Genomic DNA, 14,600 nt, shown 5'->3' on the forward strand with positions numbered 1-14,600 from the left:
GAGATGAGCAGCGAACAGCTCGGCCAGTACGGCACCCAGTACGCCCATCAGCGCCGCAGTTACCTGATCGGCAAGGCGCGGCCGAACGCGCCGATCGGGCGCAACCGGGAGAACGGCGAGATCGTGCTGATCATCGCCGGCGCCGGCCTGGGCATGGTGTGGGGGCTGGTCCCGAGCCTGTTGCCGCTGCGGATCGCCGGCCTGGTGGGCTTCCCGCTGCTGGCGATCATGGCGGTGTACGTGCCGTACCGGCGGCGGACGTTCTACAAGTGGGTGGAGATCAACCGGACCTTCCGGCGGACGATCCGCAGCGGCCGGGCGGTCTGGAAGCCGGACGTGCACGAGGCCGGGACCAGGCTGGACGGGCGCGAGGTGGAGGTCGGCCCGCCGCCGGGGGTGGGGCGGCTGCGCTGGCTGACCGCGCCGTTCGGGCCGGACGAGGTCGCGGTGCTGATGCACCTGGAGCGGCGGACGGTGACCGCGGCGATCGAGATCGAGGGCCCGGGCGTGGGCCTGCGCGACTCCGAGGACCAGGAGGCGCTGGTCGACCGGTTCGGGACGCTGCTCAAGCACGTGGCCAACGGCGACGGCTTCGTGACCCGGCTGCAGATCCTGGCCCGGACGCTGCCGGCCGACCCGGACGCGCACGCCAAGGACGTGGCGCGGCGCGGCGACCACGACGCGCCGCGCTGGCTCCAGGAGAGCTACGACCAGCTGCAGTCGATGGTGTCGACCTCCTCGGAGCAGCACCGGGCGTACCTGGTGGCGTGCATGCACTACAGCCGGGACCTGGCGGCCGAGGCGCACGCGATGGGGCGCACGGCGTACGGGCGGGGCGAGAAGCGGGCCCGCGACGACGACGGCCTGGCGACCGTGATGGCGCGTGAACTGACCGACATCTGCGCCCGGTTGGCGGAGGCGGACATCCGGGTGCGGCAGCCGCTGGGGCAGGCCCGGCTGGCCTCGCTGATCCACTCGATGTACGACCCGGACCACCCGATCGACCACATCCAGGCGATGAGCAGGCGCAACGCCTGGCCGGCCGAGCTGGACGCCACCCACCCGCAGTACCTGCAGGCGAAGACCCGCGAGGCGGCGACCCGGGAGCCGTGGTGCCACGCCACCGCGTGGATCAAGGAGTGGCCGCTGACCCCGGTCGGGGTGAACTTCCTGGCGCCGCTGCTGGTGCACACGCCGGACGTGATCCGGACGGTCGCGGTGACCATGGACCTGGAGCCGACCGACGTGGCGATCGAGCGGATGCTGACCGAGAAGACCAACGACGAGGCGGAGGCCAGCCGGGCGGCGAAGATGAACCGCACGGTCGACCCGCGCGACCTGGCGCACACCGGCCGGGTGGACCAGCGCGGCGACGACCTGGCCTCGGGCGCGGCCGGGGTGAACCTGGTCGGCTACCTGACGGTCTCCGCGCGCAGCCCGGAGGCGCTGGCCCGGGACAAGCGCACCATCCGGGCGTCGGCGGGCAAGAGCTACCTGAAGCTGGAGTGGTGCGACCGCGAGCACCACCGGGCGTTCGCCAACACCCTGCCGTTCGCCACCGGCATCCGCCGCTGACGCCGCTGACCCCCGGAGGCCCGTCGATGCTCGGCAAGCTCACCGATTCCTTCACCAGCACCCTGTTCGGCCGGGTGGAGACCACCCGGCTGCCGGTGCGCACCTCCAGCGGCCAGGCGCAGGCGGTGTACCTGCCGACCGCGGCACCCGGCCTGGGCGACTCCGGGGTGATCATCGGGCGCGAGGTCTACAGCGGCAAGGGCTACGTCTACGACCCGTTCCAGCTGTACGGCCAGCAGCTGCCGGCCCCGCACTGGCTGGTGCTGGGGGAGTCCGGCAACGGCAAGTCGGCGCTGGAGAAGACGTACGTGCTGCGGCAGTTGAGGTTCCGCGACCGCCAGGTGGTGGTGCTGGACGCGCAGGGCGAGGACGGCGTCGGCGAGTGGAACCTGATCGCGAACGCGCTGGGGATAAAGTCCATCCGGCTGGACCCGCAGGCGGCCCTGGGCGGCGGCGTGAAGCTGAACCCGCTGGACCCGGCGATCACCACCAGCGGCCAGCTGTCGCTGCTGCGCACCATCATCGAGGTGGCGATGGGCCGCGGCCTCGAGGAGCGGGCCGGGTTCGCGCTGAAGGCCGCGCACGCGTACGTGCTGGCCACGGTGACGGACCGCCAGCCGGTGCTGAACGACATCATCGACACGCTGCGCAGCCCCGACCTGTCGGCGGTGGAGTCGCTGGGCGTGGAGGTCGGCGAGGTGCAGTCCTGGGGCCTGGACGTGGCGCTAGTGCTGGACCGGCTGGTCGACGGCGACCTGCGGGGCATGTTCGACGGCCCGACCTCGGCGGGCATCGACCTGGACGCGCCGCTGATCGTCTTCGACCTGTCGCACATCGACCGGAACTCGATCGCGATGCCGATCCTGATGGCGATCGTCGGGGTGTGGCTGGAGCACACCTGGCTGCGGCCGGACCGGGTGAAGCGGATCTTCCTGGTGGAGGAGGCCTGGCACATCATCAACAGCCCGTTCGTGGCGCAGCTGTTCCAGCGGCTGCTGAAGTTCGGCCGGCGGCTGGGCCTGTCCTTCGTCGCGGTGGTGCACCACCTGTCGGACGTGGTGGACGGGGCGGCCGCGAAGGAGGCGTCGGCGATCCTGAAGATGGCCTCGACCCGGACGATCTACATGCAGAAGGCGGAGGAGGCGAGGGCCACCGGCCGGGTGCTGGGCCTGCCGCGCTGGGCGGTGGAGATCATCCCGACCCTGTCGCCGGGCATCGCGGTGTGGGACGTCAACGGCAACGTGCAGGTGGTGAAGCACATCATCACCGAGGCCGAGAAGCCGCTGGTGTACACCGACCGGGCGATGACCGAGGACGCGGTGGCCGAGCGGGACCGCGCGGACCAGCAGCTGGCGGCGCAGCCGCGGATCTGACGGCCCGTCGCGCGGGGTGACCGTCAGCTCGCGGAAACCAGCTCGTTACTTCCGGGTTCCTGACAGCTACGCGCGTTGACCCTAGGCTGCACCCAGACAACGCCAGGCCGCGCTGCCGCGGCCCCGACGGTCCAGGGGACAGCCATGCCCATTTCCGGTTCCACCGGCCGCCGCTCGACCGCCCTCGCGGTCGCCGCGGCCGCCGCCCTCTTCGGCACGATGGCCCTCCCGGCCGCCGCCGAGGCCCACGGCCGGGGCCACGACAAGCCCAAGTACGAGGACCTCCAGCTCCTCGCCATCAACGACTTCCACGGCAACCTGGAGCCCCCGGCCGGCTCCTCGGGCACGATCAACGAGATCGACCCGGCCACCGGCAAGACCGTCGCCACCCCGGCCGGCGGCGTCGAGTACCTGGCCACCGCGCTGCGCGACGCCCGCAAGGGCCACCCCAACAGCCTCACCGTCGCGGCCGGCGACATCATCGGCGCCAGCCCGCTGGTCTCCGGCCTGTTCCACGACGAGCCGACCATCGAGGCGATGAACAAGATCGGCCTCGACGTCACCTCGGTGGGCAACCACGAGTTCGACGAGGGCTCGGCCGAGCTGCTGCGGATGCAGAACGGCGGCTGCCACCCGACCGACGGCTGCTACGAGAAGGGCCGCAAGTTCAAGGGCGCGGACTTCCCGTACCTGGCGGCGAACGTCACCAACGAGAAGACCGGCCGGACGCTGCTCAAGCCGTACTGGGTGACCAACGTCCACGGCGTCAAGGTCGGCTTCATCGGCGTGACCCTGGAGGGCACCCCGAACATCGTCACCGCCGCCGGCGTGCAGGGCCTCACGTTCGGCAACGAGGTCACCACCATCAACAAGTACGCCGCCGAGCTGAAGCGGCAGGGCGTCAACTCGATCGTCGCGCTGATCCACGAGGGCGGCCTGCCCGCCAGCAACGTGTACAACTACGACTGCGGCCCGGCCGGCGCGGGCGTCTCCGGCCCGATCGTGGACATCGCCCGGAACATCGACCCGGCCGTCGGGGCGATCGTCACCGGCCACACCCACAACTCGTACGCCTGCATGGTCCCGGACCCGAAGGGCGTGCCCCGCTCGGTCACCAGCGCCGCCTCGTTCGGCCGCCTGTACACCGAGATCGACCTCAAGCTGGACAAGCGCAGCGGCAGCATCGTCCGCCCGACGGTCACCGCCGCCAACCACGTCGTGCGCCGCGACGTGCCGAAGGCGCCGGACCTGACCGCGCTGCTCGACCGGTACACCAAGCTGGCCGCGCCGATCGCCAACCGGGCCACCGGCTACATCACCGCCGACATCAACGGCCGCGGCTCCACCGCGCTGGAGAAGCCGCTCGGCGACCTGATCGCCGACGCCCAGCTGGCCGGCCTCTCGCCCGCCGACAAGGGCGGCGCGCAGGTGGCGTTCATGAACCCCGGCGGCATCCGCGCCGACCTGGTGTACCGGGCCACCGGCAGCGAGGGCGACGGCGTGGTGACCTACGGCGAGGCGTTCGCCGTCCAGCCGTTCACCAACATGATGCAGGTCAAGACGCTGACCGGCGCCCAGCTGGTGCAGGTCCTCCAGCAGCAGGTCTCCGGCGTCAACGAGGCCGCCCCGAAGGTGCTGCAGATCTCCTCGAACCTGCACTACACCCTCGACCTGAACCAGGCCGGCGCGGCCCGGGTGGTCGTCGACTCGATCCGCCTGAACGGCGCGCCGCTCGACCCGAACGCGAGCTACCGGGTCGCCGCCAACGAGTTCCTGGCCGGCGGCGGCGACGGCTTCCCGGCCTTCACCGCCGGCACCGACAAGCTCGTCGGCGCCTCCGACCTGGACCTGTTCAACGCCTACCTGACCGGCCACAGCTCGGCGAGCGCGCCGATCGCCCCGCCGGCCGCCGACCGGATCAAGGTCATCGGCGTCGGCGAGGACAACGGCTGACCCCGGCGCGGCGACGGGGGCGGGGCACCGGCGGTGCCCCGCCCCCCGTGCGTCCCCGGCCTGTCCTCAGCGCGGCTCGGTCGGCTCCCCCGGCAGCACCACCACCGCCTGCGCCCCCGGCCCGCCGTGCGGGGCCGGACCCAGCGAGACCTGCCCGCCGGTGTCCCGCACGGTCTGCGCCACGATCGACAGCCCCAGCCCCGAACCCGGCAGCTGACGCGAGGACGGCGACCGCCAGAACCGGTCGAACACGTACGGCAGTTCCTCCGCCGGAATGCCGGGCCCGTGGTCCCGGACCGTCAACCGCCCGTCCCGCAACGACACTTCGATCGTCCCGGCGGGCGGCGAGTACTTCACCGCGTTGTCCAGCAGGTTGATGACCGCCCGCTCCAGCGCCGCCGGGTCCCCGTGCACGTACCAGGGCCGCACGTCCGTCTCGAAGGTCAGCGACGGTCCGCGCAGCCGCCCCCGCTCCAGCGCCCGCCCCACCGTCTCGTGGAACGGCACCACCGTCCGCACCGCCTCCGGGTTCGGCGTGTCCGGCCGGGACAGCTGCAGCAGGTCCCCGATCAGCACGGTCAGCTCCTGCATCTGCGCCTTCATGTTCCCCAGCATCCGCGCCCGGGTCTCGGCGGGCAGCGCCCGCCCCTGCGCGTCCGACCGGATCAGCAGGTCGACGTTGGTCCGCAGCGAGGTGAGCGGCGTGCGCAGCTCGTGCCCGGCGTCGGCGATCAGCCGGGTCTGCCGCTCCCGGGAGTTGGCGAGCGCGGTCGACATCGAGTTGAACGAGGTGGCCAGGCGGGCGATCTCGTCCTTCCCGTTGACCGGGATGGTGGTGCCGACCTCCTCGGTCCGGGCGATGTGCTCGACCACGTCGGTGAGCTGGTCGACGGGCTTGAGCGCGGAGCGGGCGACGACCCGGCCGGCGATCCCGGCCCCGACCACGCCGAGCCCGGCGACACCGGCCATCAGCAGGGCGAGGGAGTTCAGCGAGTCCTGGACGTTCCTGAGCGGGGTGGCGGTCAGCATGACCGCGTTCGAACCGTTCACCGCGACCGGCAGCACCCGGATCATGGCCGGCTCGCCGTCGGCGTACTGGCCCTCCCGGTAGGTGGCACGGGGCGAGCCGCCGTGCGTCAAATCCGCGGGCAGGGTGTCGATCGCCTTGGTGGAGCCGATCGGGAAGCACACCTTGCCGCCCTCGACGAGCACCTGGATGTCCCACGCGTTCTGGTGGAACTTGTCGTTGCTGGACGGCACGCGGGCCAGGGCCTGCTCGGCGTTGTCCCCGCACGCCGCGAGCCCGATGTCGCGGTCGGGACCGGGCTTGGGAGCGTCCTCCAGTTTGGTGCGCGCCTGCTGGTAGAGCGTGTCGCGGACCAGGAACCAGCACGCCGCCGCCGCGACCGCGATCGCCACCGCCACCGCGGCGGCCGTGAGCATGGCCAGCCTGCTCCGCAGCGGCTTGCCGCGGAACCACCCCGTGAGCCGGCCGATCGGCTTCACGCCGCGGCGCCGGTCGCGGCGCGCAGGGCGTAGCCGACGCCGCGGACGGTCTGGATGATCCGGGGCATGCCGTGCTGCTCGGTCTTGCGGCGCAGGTACATGACGTAGACGTCGAGGGAGTTGGAGGAGGGCTCGAAGTCGAAGCCCCAGACGGCCTTGAGGATCTGTTCCCGGGTCAGCACCTGGCGCGGGTGGGAGAGGAACATCTCCAGCAGCATGAACTCGGTGCGGGTGAGCTCAATGGGCGTGCCGTCCCGGGTGACCTCGCGGGTGGCGGTGTTCATCCGCAGGTCGCCGAAGGCCAGCACCTCGCCGCCGTCCTCGTCGGCGGCGGTGCGGGCGGCGGCCTCCGCGGCGAGCGCGTTGCGGCGCAGCAGGGCGCGGACCCGGGCGAGGAGCTCGTCGAGTTCGAAGGGCTTGGCGAGGTAGTCGTCGGCGCCGACGTCGAGGCCGGTGACGCGGTCGCCGACGGCGTCGCGGGCGGTGAGCATCAGGACGGGCACGGTGTCGCCGCGGGAGCGCATCCGGCGGACGGCGGTGAGGCCGTCCATCCGGGGCATCATGATGTCCAGCAGCACCAGGTCGGGGTGGTCGCGTTCGACGGCGGCCAGGGCCTCGTAGCCGTCGGTGGCGGTGGCGACCTGGTAGCCCTCGAAGGCGAGGCTGGATTCCAGCGCGTCGCGCAGCGCGGGTTCGTCGTCGACCACGAGGACGCGGGCGCCGCCGCCCGGGGCCTCGGCGGGGGTGCGGTCGTCGGCGGGGGGAGTCATCGGCTCGGGGCCCTTTCTGAGTCCGGTGCTGTCCTGGCCATTGTCCGTCGGGTGGGACGGATCGGGGGAGACGGCCGGCGGAGGTCGGTCGGCGGGGTGCGGTCGGCGGAGGCGGTCAGACCGTCTTGCCGGCCTGCATCTGGGACAGCACCTGCTTGACGCTGTTGATCGGGATGGCGAAGCCGAGCCCGACGCTGCCGGCGTCGGAGCTGGAGCTGGAGCCGCTGCCGGAGTACATCGCCGAGTTGAGGCCGATGACCTGGCCGGCGGTGTTGATCAGCGGGCCGCCGGAGTTGCCGGGGTTGAGCGCGGCGTCGGTCTGCAGGGCCTGGTAGGTGGCGGTGTCGGCGGAGGAGCCGGAGGAACCGGAGGAGCTTCCGGAGCCGGAGGAGCCGCGCCGGCCGGGCAGGTCGGGGAAGCCGAAGCCGCCGTTGTTGCTGGTGGTGCTCTCGTCGACCTGGACGGAGACCTGCCGGTCCTTGGCGGAGATGATGCCCGAGGTGACGGTGCCGGTCAGCCCCTCGGGGTTGCCGATGGCGACCACCGAGTCGCCGACGGCGGTGCTGTCGGAGTCGCCGAGGACGGCGGTGGTCAGGCCGCTGACGCCGGAGGCGGTGATGACGGCGGTGTCCAGGGACTTGTCGGTGCCGGTGACGGTGGCGGGGGCGGTGGAGCCGTCCTGGAAGGTGACGGTGGTCTGGCCGCCGCCGCTCACCGCGCCGGAGACGACGTGGTAGTTGGTGAGGATCTGGCCGTCGGCGGTGAGCACCACGCCGGTGCCGGTGGCGGTGCCGCCGCTGGTCTTGACGGTGATCTGCACGACGGCGGGGGAGACCGCGGCGGCGATCGCCGAGACGTTGGCGCTGCCGTCGGCGTTCGCGGAGACCGGGCGCACCAGGGTGCTGCTCGCGCCGGTGGTGCCGGAGCGGTCGCCGACCAGGGCGCCGCCGCTGACGCCGCCGACCAGGGCGGCGATCGCGGCGACGGCGGTGACCAGGGCGAGCCGGCTGCGCAGCAGGCCGCGGCGGGCGCGGTGCCCGGCGGGCGGCTGCTGGTCGGCACCGGCTCCGGCGTCGGCGGTGGCGGCCCCGGGCTCGGCGGCGGGGGCCGCGGGCGGCAGCGCCGGGTAGGCGGCCTCCTGGTAGGGCGGGTACGGCTGCTCCGCCGGGTGCGCGGGGTACGCCGAGGGTGTCGGGGGCACCGGGTACGCCGGGTGCGCGGGGACGGTGGGCGGCTGCGGCGGGAGCCAGCCCGCGCCGCCGTCCTGGGGGTGGGGCTCCTGGGTGTTGCGGTGCTGGTCGCTCATGACGACCACGTTCCGCGCGGTTCATGAAGACCGGATGAGAGGGTGGTACAGGTTCCCCGAGAAGCGCGTCAGCTTCTCATAAAGCCTGGTCAGGCGGGAGATCCGGCCCGGTCGCCGGCGCAGCCGCAGGAACGCCGCACGACCAGGCGCGACGGGAACTTGCGGACCCGCTCGGTGTCGCTGCCGGGCACCATCAGCGAGTCGTCGAGGACCAGGTCGACGGCGGCCCGGGCCATCGCGTCCCGGTCGGAGGCGACGGTGGTCAGCGGCGGGGAGGCGAAGGCGGCCTCGGGGATGTCGTCGAAGCCGGCCACCGCGAGGTCCTCGGGGACGCGCAGGCCGAGTTCGGTGGCGGCCCGCAGCACGCCGATCGCCTGGTCGTCGGTGGAGCAGAAGATCGCCGGCGGGCGCCGGTCGGAGCCGAGCAGCTCCAGCGCGACCTGGTAGGCGCCGTAGCGGTGGAACGGGGCGTCCACCAGGTACGGCTCGGTGGGCAGGCCGTGCGCGGTCATGGCCAGCTCCCAGCCAGCCACGTGGTCGATCACCGGGTCGCCGGGGGCGGGGGACTCGACCGGGCCGCCGAAGCAGGCCACGTACGGGTGGCCGTGCTCCTCCAGCAGGTGGCGCACGACCAGTTCGGAGCCGCCGACGTCGTCGGTGACCACGGCGACGTCGTCGATCGCCTCGGGGCGGCGGTGCAGCAGCACCACCTTGGCGCCCTCCATGGCGGCGAACTCCTCGGCGGCGCGCTGCGAGGGGCCCTGGCTGACCAGGATCAGGCCGGAGACCCGCATCCCGAGGAAGGCCCGGACGTAGTGCACCTCGCGGTCGTCCACGTAGTCGGAGTTGCCGATCAGCACCAGCTTGCCGCGCTCGGAGGCGGCGCGTTCCACGGCGTGGGCCATCTCCGCGAAGAACGGCTGCCGGGCGTCGGGGACGACCATGCCGATCAGGTTGGTGCGCCGGGAGGCCATCGCCTGGGCGACCGAGTTCGGGCGGTACCCGAGCTGCTCGATCGCGGCGAGCACCTTCTCCCTGGTGGCCGGGGCGACCGGCCGGGGACCGTTGTTGATCACATAGCTGACGACCGCGGTCGAGGTGCCAGCCAGTCGGGCTACGTCGTCGCGCGTCACCTTGGCCACGGGGGGAGTCTACGCGGGTGGTTCGCCGGTCCGGCCCGGGGTGACACCTGGTGGGACGGCGGTTTCGGGAGCGATCCGGGCAAAGCCGGGCGAGTGTTTCCGCGGTGCGGCCCGCCCGGCCGTGCGTCAGTGCTCGCGGGTGGCGCCGGTGCGGTTCGGCTCGGCCCGCTCCGGCCCCTTCTCGGGCCGCTCGGGCACCACGAACCGGTAGCCGACGTTGCGGACGGTGCCGATCAGCTGCTCGTTCTCGACCCCGAGCTTGGCCCGCAGCCGGCGGACGTGGACGTCCACGGTGCGGGTGCCGCCGAAGTAGTCGTAGCCCCACACCTCCTGGAGCAGCTGGGCCCGGGTGAAGACCCGGCCGGGGTGCTGGGCCAGGTACTTGAGCAGCTCGAACTCCTTGAAGGTGAGGTCGAGGACGCGGCCCTTGAGCTTGGCGGAGTAGGTGGCCTCGTCGACCGAGAGGTCGCCGTTGCGGATCTCCATCGGGCTGTCGTCGGTGGCCGCGTTCAGCCGGCCGAGGGCCAGCCGCAGCCGGGCCTCGACCTCGGCCGGTCCGGCGGTGTCGAGCAGCACGTCGTCGACGCCCCACTCGGCGGTGACGGCGGCGAGGCCGCCCTCGGTGACCACCAGGATCAGCGGGCTGCCGATGCCGGTGGAGCGCAGCAGCTGGCACAGGCTGCGGATCTGCGGCAGGTCGCGCCGGCCGTCGACCAGGATCACGTCGGCGCTCGGGGTGTCGACCAGGGCGGACCCCTCGGCGGGGGCCACCCGGACGCTGTGCAGCAGCAGCCCGAGGGCGGGCAGCACCTCGGCGGAGGGTTGCAGGGCGTTCGTCAGCAGGAGCAGAGAACTCATACCCGGTTAGTCCCCTTTCCGGGTCGTCGCGGTCGCGGCCGCCTGGGAGAGCGGTGGCCGCGGTACAGGGTGGGGGGGAACGCCGACCGGGTCGGCGGGGGCGTCGGCGGGCGGGGCGGCGGTGGCTCGCCCGAGGTCCCGCAACCCCTGGCGTCCCGCTGGTGCCCCGTCCATCGGCGTACCCTCCGGTCTGGTCCCGTCCCGGGGTGCGCACCTCGTCGTGCGGCCCGCGGCGGTGGTGTTCCGGCGGCGGGTGCGGGTGGGGCACCGTTCGCAAGAACGTCCGTATGGCGTCCTGAAAGCACGAAAGGACCCGGGGGCGACTCTGCCCGGATCCCTCATCGCGTTCGAGGATAGCCGACCGGCTGCGGCCTGGGGAGAGGCGCGAGCGGGGCGCGCGGCGGCGATCGGCGCTCCGGGCCGTGAGGCGCGTTGCTCCGGCGGGGCGGCGCGGCCCCGGGGGGTTTGCCTCCGGGTGGGGGGAGCGCGCGATGATGGGGGCCGCACCGGCCGCACCGTACGTGTACCCCGATTCCACGGGTGGGCCGGCCGGCACCGGGCCGGCCGCCGTACCGGGCGAGGACCGTCGAGAGGGGTTGCCGTGACCGCGACCGCCGAAGCACGCACCGCCGCCGGGGAACCCGCCGCCGCCGGCTCACCCGGACGAGTGAGCGGGACGGTGCGCTACTGGGCCGCCGCCAAGTCCGCGGCCGGCCGGGCCGAGGAGGCCGTCGAGGCCGCGACGCTGGCCGGGGCGCTGGCCGCGGTGCGCGCCGCGCACGCCGACCGGCCGGAGCTGCTGCGGCTGCTGGGGGTGTGCTCGTTCCTGCTGGACGGCGAGCAGACCGGCGGCCGGGACCACGCCGAGGTGCCGCTGTCCGCGGGCTGGACGGTCGAGGTGCTGCCGCCGTTCGCCGGAGGCTGATCACCGGTTTCCCCGGCTGCCGTTCCGGAACTGGGGCACGCGTGCGATCGTCCCTATGTCCGTAGCCCGAATGCCGTTCGTCTCCGAACGGACGTCGGATCGACCGTCTGCTGGGGGAGTGCGATGCACGGCTCGGTGAAGTTGCTGATCGGCCTGGGGGTGGTGGCCGGCCTGCTGGTCGGCGCCGACCGGATAGCCGTCGGGGTCGCGGAGGACCAGGCGGCGGACGCGGTCGTCTCCTCGGGCTGGATGACCACCAAGCCGGACGTCAGCATCGACGACTTCCCGTTCCTGACCAGCGCGCTGGCCGGGGAGCTGGACAAGGTCACGATGAGCTCGGACGGGATGACCGTGACCGACGGCCGCGAGACGGTGACCGTGCACGCCTTCCGGGCCGACCTGTCCGACGTGAAGTTCACCGACTCCTACCGGGGCGTCACCGTCGGGCGCGGCGACGGCCGGGGCGTGATCGGCTACCAGGACCTGTCGAAGTTCATGGTGGGCGGCGGCCGGCTCACCCTGGCGTACGCGGGCCCGGGCAAGGTGAAGGCCGAGGTGCCGGGCGGCTCGATCGAGGGCCGACTGCGCAGCGAGGGCAACCAGGTGATCGTGGACAACCTCCAACTCACCGGCGCGGCCTCCAAGTTGAACGGCCTGGCCGGCGACCTGCTGAAGCCCCAGCGGTTCGCCCTGACCGGCCTGCCGACCGGCCTCGCCCTGGCCGAGGCCACCCCGGAGCAGGACGGCGTCCGGCTGCGCTTCACCCTCGCCCCCGGCACCACGCTCGGCCACTAGGCCGGACAGGGCCTGGCGTCCGCTGGGCGAGACGGGCTGTCCAGGCCGGCTGCCGGAACGTCCCGAATCACCCGTCCGCCCGGTCCCCGCACCGGGCCCGGGCCGCTTCGGCTGAGGACGGAAATCGGTAAATCCCACCATGCGGATGTTCCGGTCTCAGCATTCGACACAATGATGACAGCGCCCCCTCCGAGTCCCTAGCATCGTGGTCATGAAGCGACAGGCGGACCTCACGAAGCGGCGGGCGGTAGACCACTGCCGCGTGTCGAGCTGCCTGTGTCGAATGCGCTGACCCGGCGGTCGCGCCCCGTACTCCCGGCACGTCCGCCCCGCTCCGACGCCGCGAACCGGTAGCCACGGGCACCGGTGCGTCCGGAGCGGCGAGAACCCCGTCGTTCCACCCCGGCCGAAGCCGCACCCACCTCCGTCCCAGCATGCGGACAGATGTGCGGACGCGCACGGTCCGGAGCACTCCCGCAGCCTTCCGCCAACCGCCCCCGGATGGAGAACCCACATGAGCCGCAGCGACGTCCTGGTCGACGCCGACTGGGTCCAGGCCCACCTGGACGACCCGAAGGTCGTCATCGTCGAGGTCGACGAAGACACGGCCGCCTACGACAAGAACCACATCCGCAACGCGGTCCGGATCGACTGGAAGAAGGACCTCCAGGACCCGGTCCGCCGCGACTTCATCGACCAGGCCGGCTTCGAGGCGCTGCTGTCCGCCAAGGGCATCGCCAACGACGACACCGTGGTCCTCTACGGCGGCAACAACAACTGGTTCGCGTCCTACGCCTACTGGTACTTCAAGCTGTACGGCCACGGCGACGTCCGCCTGCTGGACGGCGGCCGCAAGAAGTGGGAGCTCGACTCCCGCGAGCTGGTCGTCGAGCAGCCCGAGCGGGCCGCCACCCAGTACACCGCGCAGCCGGCCGACTCCTCGATCCGCGCCTTCCGCGACGACGTGGTCAACGCGATCGGCAGCCTGAACCTGGTCGACGTCCGCTCGCCCGACGAGTTCTCCGGCAAGCTGCTCGCCCCGGCCCACCTCCCGCAGGAGCAGTCGCAGCGCCCGGGCCACGTCCCGTCCGCCAAGAACATCCCGTGGGCGAAGAACGCCAACGACGACGGCACCTTCAAGAGCGACGACGAGCTCAAGGCGCTCTACGAGGCCGAGGGCGTCGACCTGGCCACCGACACCATCGCGTACTGCCGGATCGGCGAGCGCTCCGCGCTCACCTGGTTCGTGCTGCACGAGCTGCTCGGCCAGGAGAACGTCAAGAACTACGACGGTTCGTGGACCGAGTACGGCAGCCTGGTCGGCGTGCCGATCGAGCTCGGCAACTGAGCTCCGGCTCGCACGACGGCAAGGACGAGGGAGACAGACATGTGCGGTGCGAAGGCCGGCGGCCCGGACCTGGCAGGAGTTGACGTGGCCAACGAGACGATCATCCAGGGTTCCGTGACCCGCAACGACGAGCCGGTCAACGGCTACGTGCGGCTGCTCGACGAGAACGGCGAGTTCACGGCCGAGGTCCCGACCTCGGCGACCGGGCAGTTCCGGTTCTTCGCCCGCCCGGGCAAGTGGACGCTGCGGGCCCTGGTGCCCGGCGCCACCGTGGACCGCCAGGTGGTCGCCACCCAGGGCGAGTTCACCGAGGTCGCGATCGCGGTCTGAGACGACCGCACCAGGCAGTGCACCGCGGGGCCCCGGCCGTCTTCAACGGCCGGGGCCCCGCGGCCTACCCTGGAGGGGTGCAGGCACATCGACGGCACGTGCGCTACTTCGTGATGATGGGCGTCTGCCTGACGCTGTTCGTCCTCGCCTGGGGCGTGGTGCGCTTCTGGTCGGTCGGCGCCGCCATCGGCATGTGCGCGGTCGCCATGGTGATCCCGCCGGTGGCCGCCGTCCTCGCCAACCGGCGCGACCGCGACGACGACTGGTGGAACGACCCGCGCTGGGACGACCCGCGCTGGGAGCGGCGCGGCCACGACCGGGACGCGCCGGACCGCGAGCCCCCGGAGGAGCGTCAGTAGACCAGCGCCCGGGCGTCGTCCGCCATCACCTCGGACAGGAACACCTGCGCACCGGCGATCCGCACGCCCTCGATCACGTCGGCCTGCGCGATGTCCCGGCGCGCCGCGCACTGGGTGCACAGGGTGACGCTCCCGGCCGCCAGGACGGCCTCCAGCAGGTCCGGCAGCGGCGCGGAGTGCGGCAGCTCGAATTCGGCGGCCCTCCCGGGCAGGGCGAACCAGGCGGACTCGCCGGTCAGCCAGAGCGAGACCGGCACGCCGCTGGCGACGGCGACCGAGGCGACCGTGAAGGCCTGCGAGCAGCGTTCGGGGGCGTCCGCCCCGGCGGTGACCTTGATGACCAGCTTCTTCGACATGCCC

At 72.7% G+C, this 14,600-nt stretch carries 14 protein-coding genes; 8 read left to right on the top strand and 6 right to left on the bottom strand.

The window, feature by feature from the left end; genetic code table 11:
* The first annotated feature begins 3 nt into the window (after positions 1-3).
* From ACIQVD_RS04070 to ACIQVD_RS04080, 3 genes are all read left to right on the top strand, one after another.
* Positions 4-1,575 (top strand): SCO6880 family protein, encoded by a 1,572-nt coding sequence (locus ACIQVD_RS04070; RefSeq protein WP_402285899.1) that lies wholly within the window; start codon positions 4-6, stop codon positions 1,573-1,575.
* A 26-nt stretch (positions 1,576-1,601) separates the two neighbouring features.
* On the top strand, positions 1,602-2,948 hold the full coding sequence (locus tag ACIQVD_RS04075) for an ATP-binding protein (RefSeq protein WP_100836853.1): 1,347 nt from the start codon (positions 1,602-1,604) through the stop codon (positions 2,946-2,948).
* A 144-nt stretch (positions 2,949-3,092) separates the two neighbouring features.
* Entirely contained in the window at positions 3,093-4,901 is a 1,809-nt protein-coding gene (locus ACIQVD_RS04080) for a bifunctional metallophosphatase/5'-nucleotidase (protein WP_402285902.1), read from the top strand.
* A gap of 66 nt (positions 4,902-4,967) precedes the next feature.
* Here ACIQVD_RS04080 and ACIQVD_RS04085 read toward each other — a convergent pair whose 3' ends face one another.
* The 5 genes from ACIQVD_RS04085 to ACIQVD_RS04105 all read right to left on the bottom strand — a co-directional run bounded on the left by ACIQVD_RS04085 (position 4,968) and on the right by ACIQVD_RS04105 (position 10,483).
* On the bottom strand, positions 4,968-6,344 hold the full coding sequence (locus ACIQVD_RS04085; RefSeq protein WP_402285904.1) for a sensor histidine kinase: 1,377 nt from the start codon (positions 6,342-6,344) through the stop codon (positions 4,968-4,970).
* Positions 6,345-6,403: 59 nt separating this feature from the next.
* Entirely contained in the window at positions 6,404-7,177 is a 774-nt protein-coding gene (locus ACIQVD_RS04090; RefSeq protein WP_400682566.1) for a response regulator transcription factor, read from the bottom strand.
* A 115-nt stretch (positions 7,178-7,292) separates the two neighbouring features.
* Positions 7,293-8,483: a S1C family serine protease gene (locus tag ACIQVD_RS04095; RefSeq protein ID WP_402285906.1), complete on the bottom strand. Its 1,191-nt coding sequence runs from the start codon at positions 8,481-8,483 to the stop codon at positions 7,293-7,295.
* A gap of 89 nt (positions 8,484-8,572) precedes the next feature.
* A complete protein-coding gene (locus tag ACIQVD_RS04100) occupies positions 8,573-9,625 on the bottom strand; it encodes a LacI family DNA-binding transcriptional regulator (protein ID WP_100836850.1) in 1,053 nt (350 codons plus the stop codon).
* Between the two features lie 126 nt (positions 9,626-9,751).
* On the bottom strand, positions 9,752-10,483 hold the full coding sequence (locus tag ACIQVD_RS04105) for a response regulator transcription factor (protein WP_100836849.1): 732 nt from the start codon (positions 10,481-10,483) through the stop codon (positions 9,752-9,754).
* A gap of 679 nt (positions 10,484-11,162) precedes the next feature.
* Between ACIQVD_RS04105 and ACIQVD_RS04110 the strand changes: the two genes are divergently transcribed.
* The 5 genes from ACIQVD_RS04110 (at position 11,163) to ACIQVD_RS04130 (ending at position 14,240) form a co-directional block, all read left to right on the top strand.
* Positions 11,163-11,408 (top strand): MoaD/ThiS family protein, encoded by a 246-nt coding sequence (locus ACIQVD_RS04110; RefSeq protein ID WP_100838544.1) that lies wholly within the window; start codon positions 11,163-11,165, stop codon positions 11,406-11,408.
* 123 nt (positions 11,409-11,531) lie between these two features.
* Positions 11,532-12,203 carry a DUF2993 domain-containing protein gene (locus ACIQVD_RS04115; protein ID WP_400682558.1) on the top strand — a complete coding sequence of 224 codons (672 nt, stop codon included), beginning with the start codon at positions 11,532-11,534 and terminating at the stop codon, positions 12,201-12,203.
* A gap of 514 nt (positions 12,204-12,717) precedes the next feature.
* Positions 12,718-13,551 carry a sulfurtransferase gene (locus tag ACIQVD_RS04120; RefSeq protein ID WP_100836847.1) on the top strand — a complete coding sequence of 278 codons (834 nt, stop codon included), beginning with the start codon at positions 12,718-12,720 and terminating at the stop codon, positions 13,549-13,551.
* Positions 13,552-13,590: 39 nt separating this feature from the next.
* The gene (locus tag ACIQVD_RS04125) at positions 13,591-13,881 is read left to right on the top strand and encodes a DUF1416 domain-containing protein (protein WP_014137449.1); all 291 of its coding nucleotides are present in this window, start codon (positions 13,591-13,593) and stop codon (positions 13,879-13,881) included.
* A gap of 77 nt (positions 13,882-13,958) precedes the next feature.
* A complete protein-coding gene (locus tag ACIQVD_RS04130; RefSeq protein WP_111554824.1) occupies positions 13,959-14,240 on the top strand; it encodes a DUF3099 domain-containing protein in 282 nt (93 codons plus the stop codon).
* Here the strand turns inward: ACIQVD_RS04130 and ACIQVD_RS04135 are convergent.
* Positions 14,234-14,596 (bottom strand): DsrE family protein, encoded by a 363-nt coding sequence (locus ACIQVD_RS04135; protein ID WP_100836845.1) that lies wholly within the window; start codon positions 14,594-14,596, stop codon positions 14,234-14,236. The genes ACIQVD_RS04130 and ACIQVD_RS04135 overlap by 7 nt on opposite strands.
* Positions 14,597-14,600: the final 4 nt, after the last annotated feature.

It is taken from the genome of Kitasatospora sp. NPDC090308 (assembly GCF_044769485.1).
In the GTDB taxonomy this organism is placed as follows: Bacteria; Actinomycetota; Actinomycetes; order Streptomycetales; family Streptomycetaceae; genus Kitasatospora; species Kitasatospora fiedleri.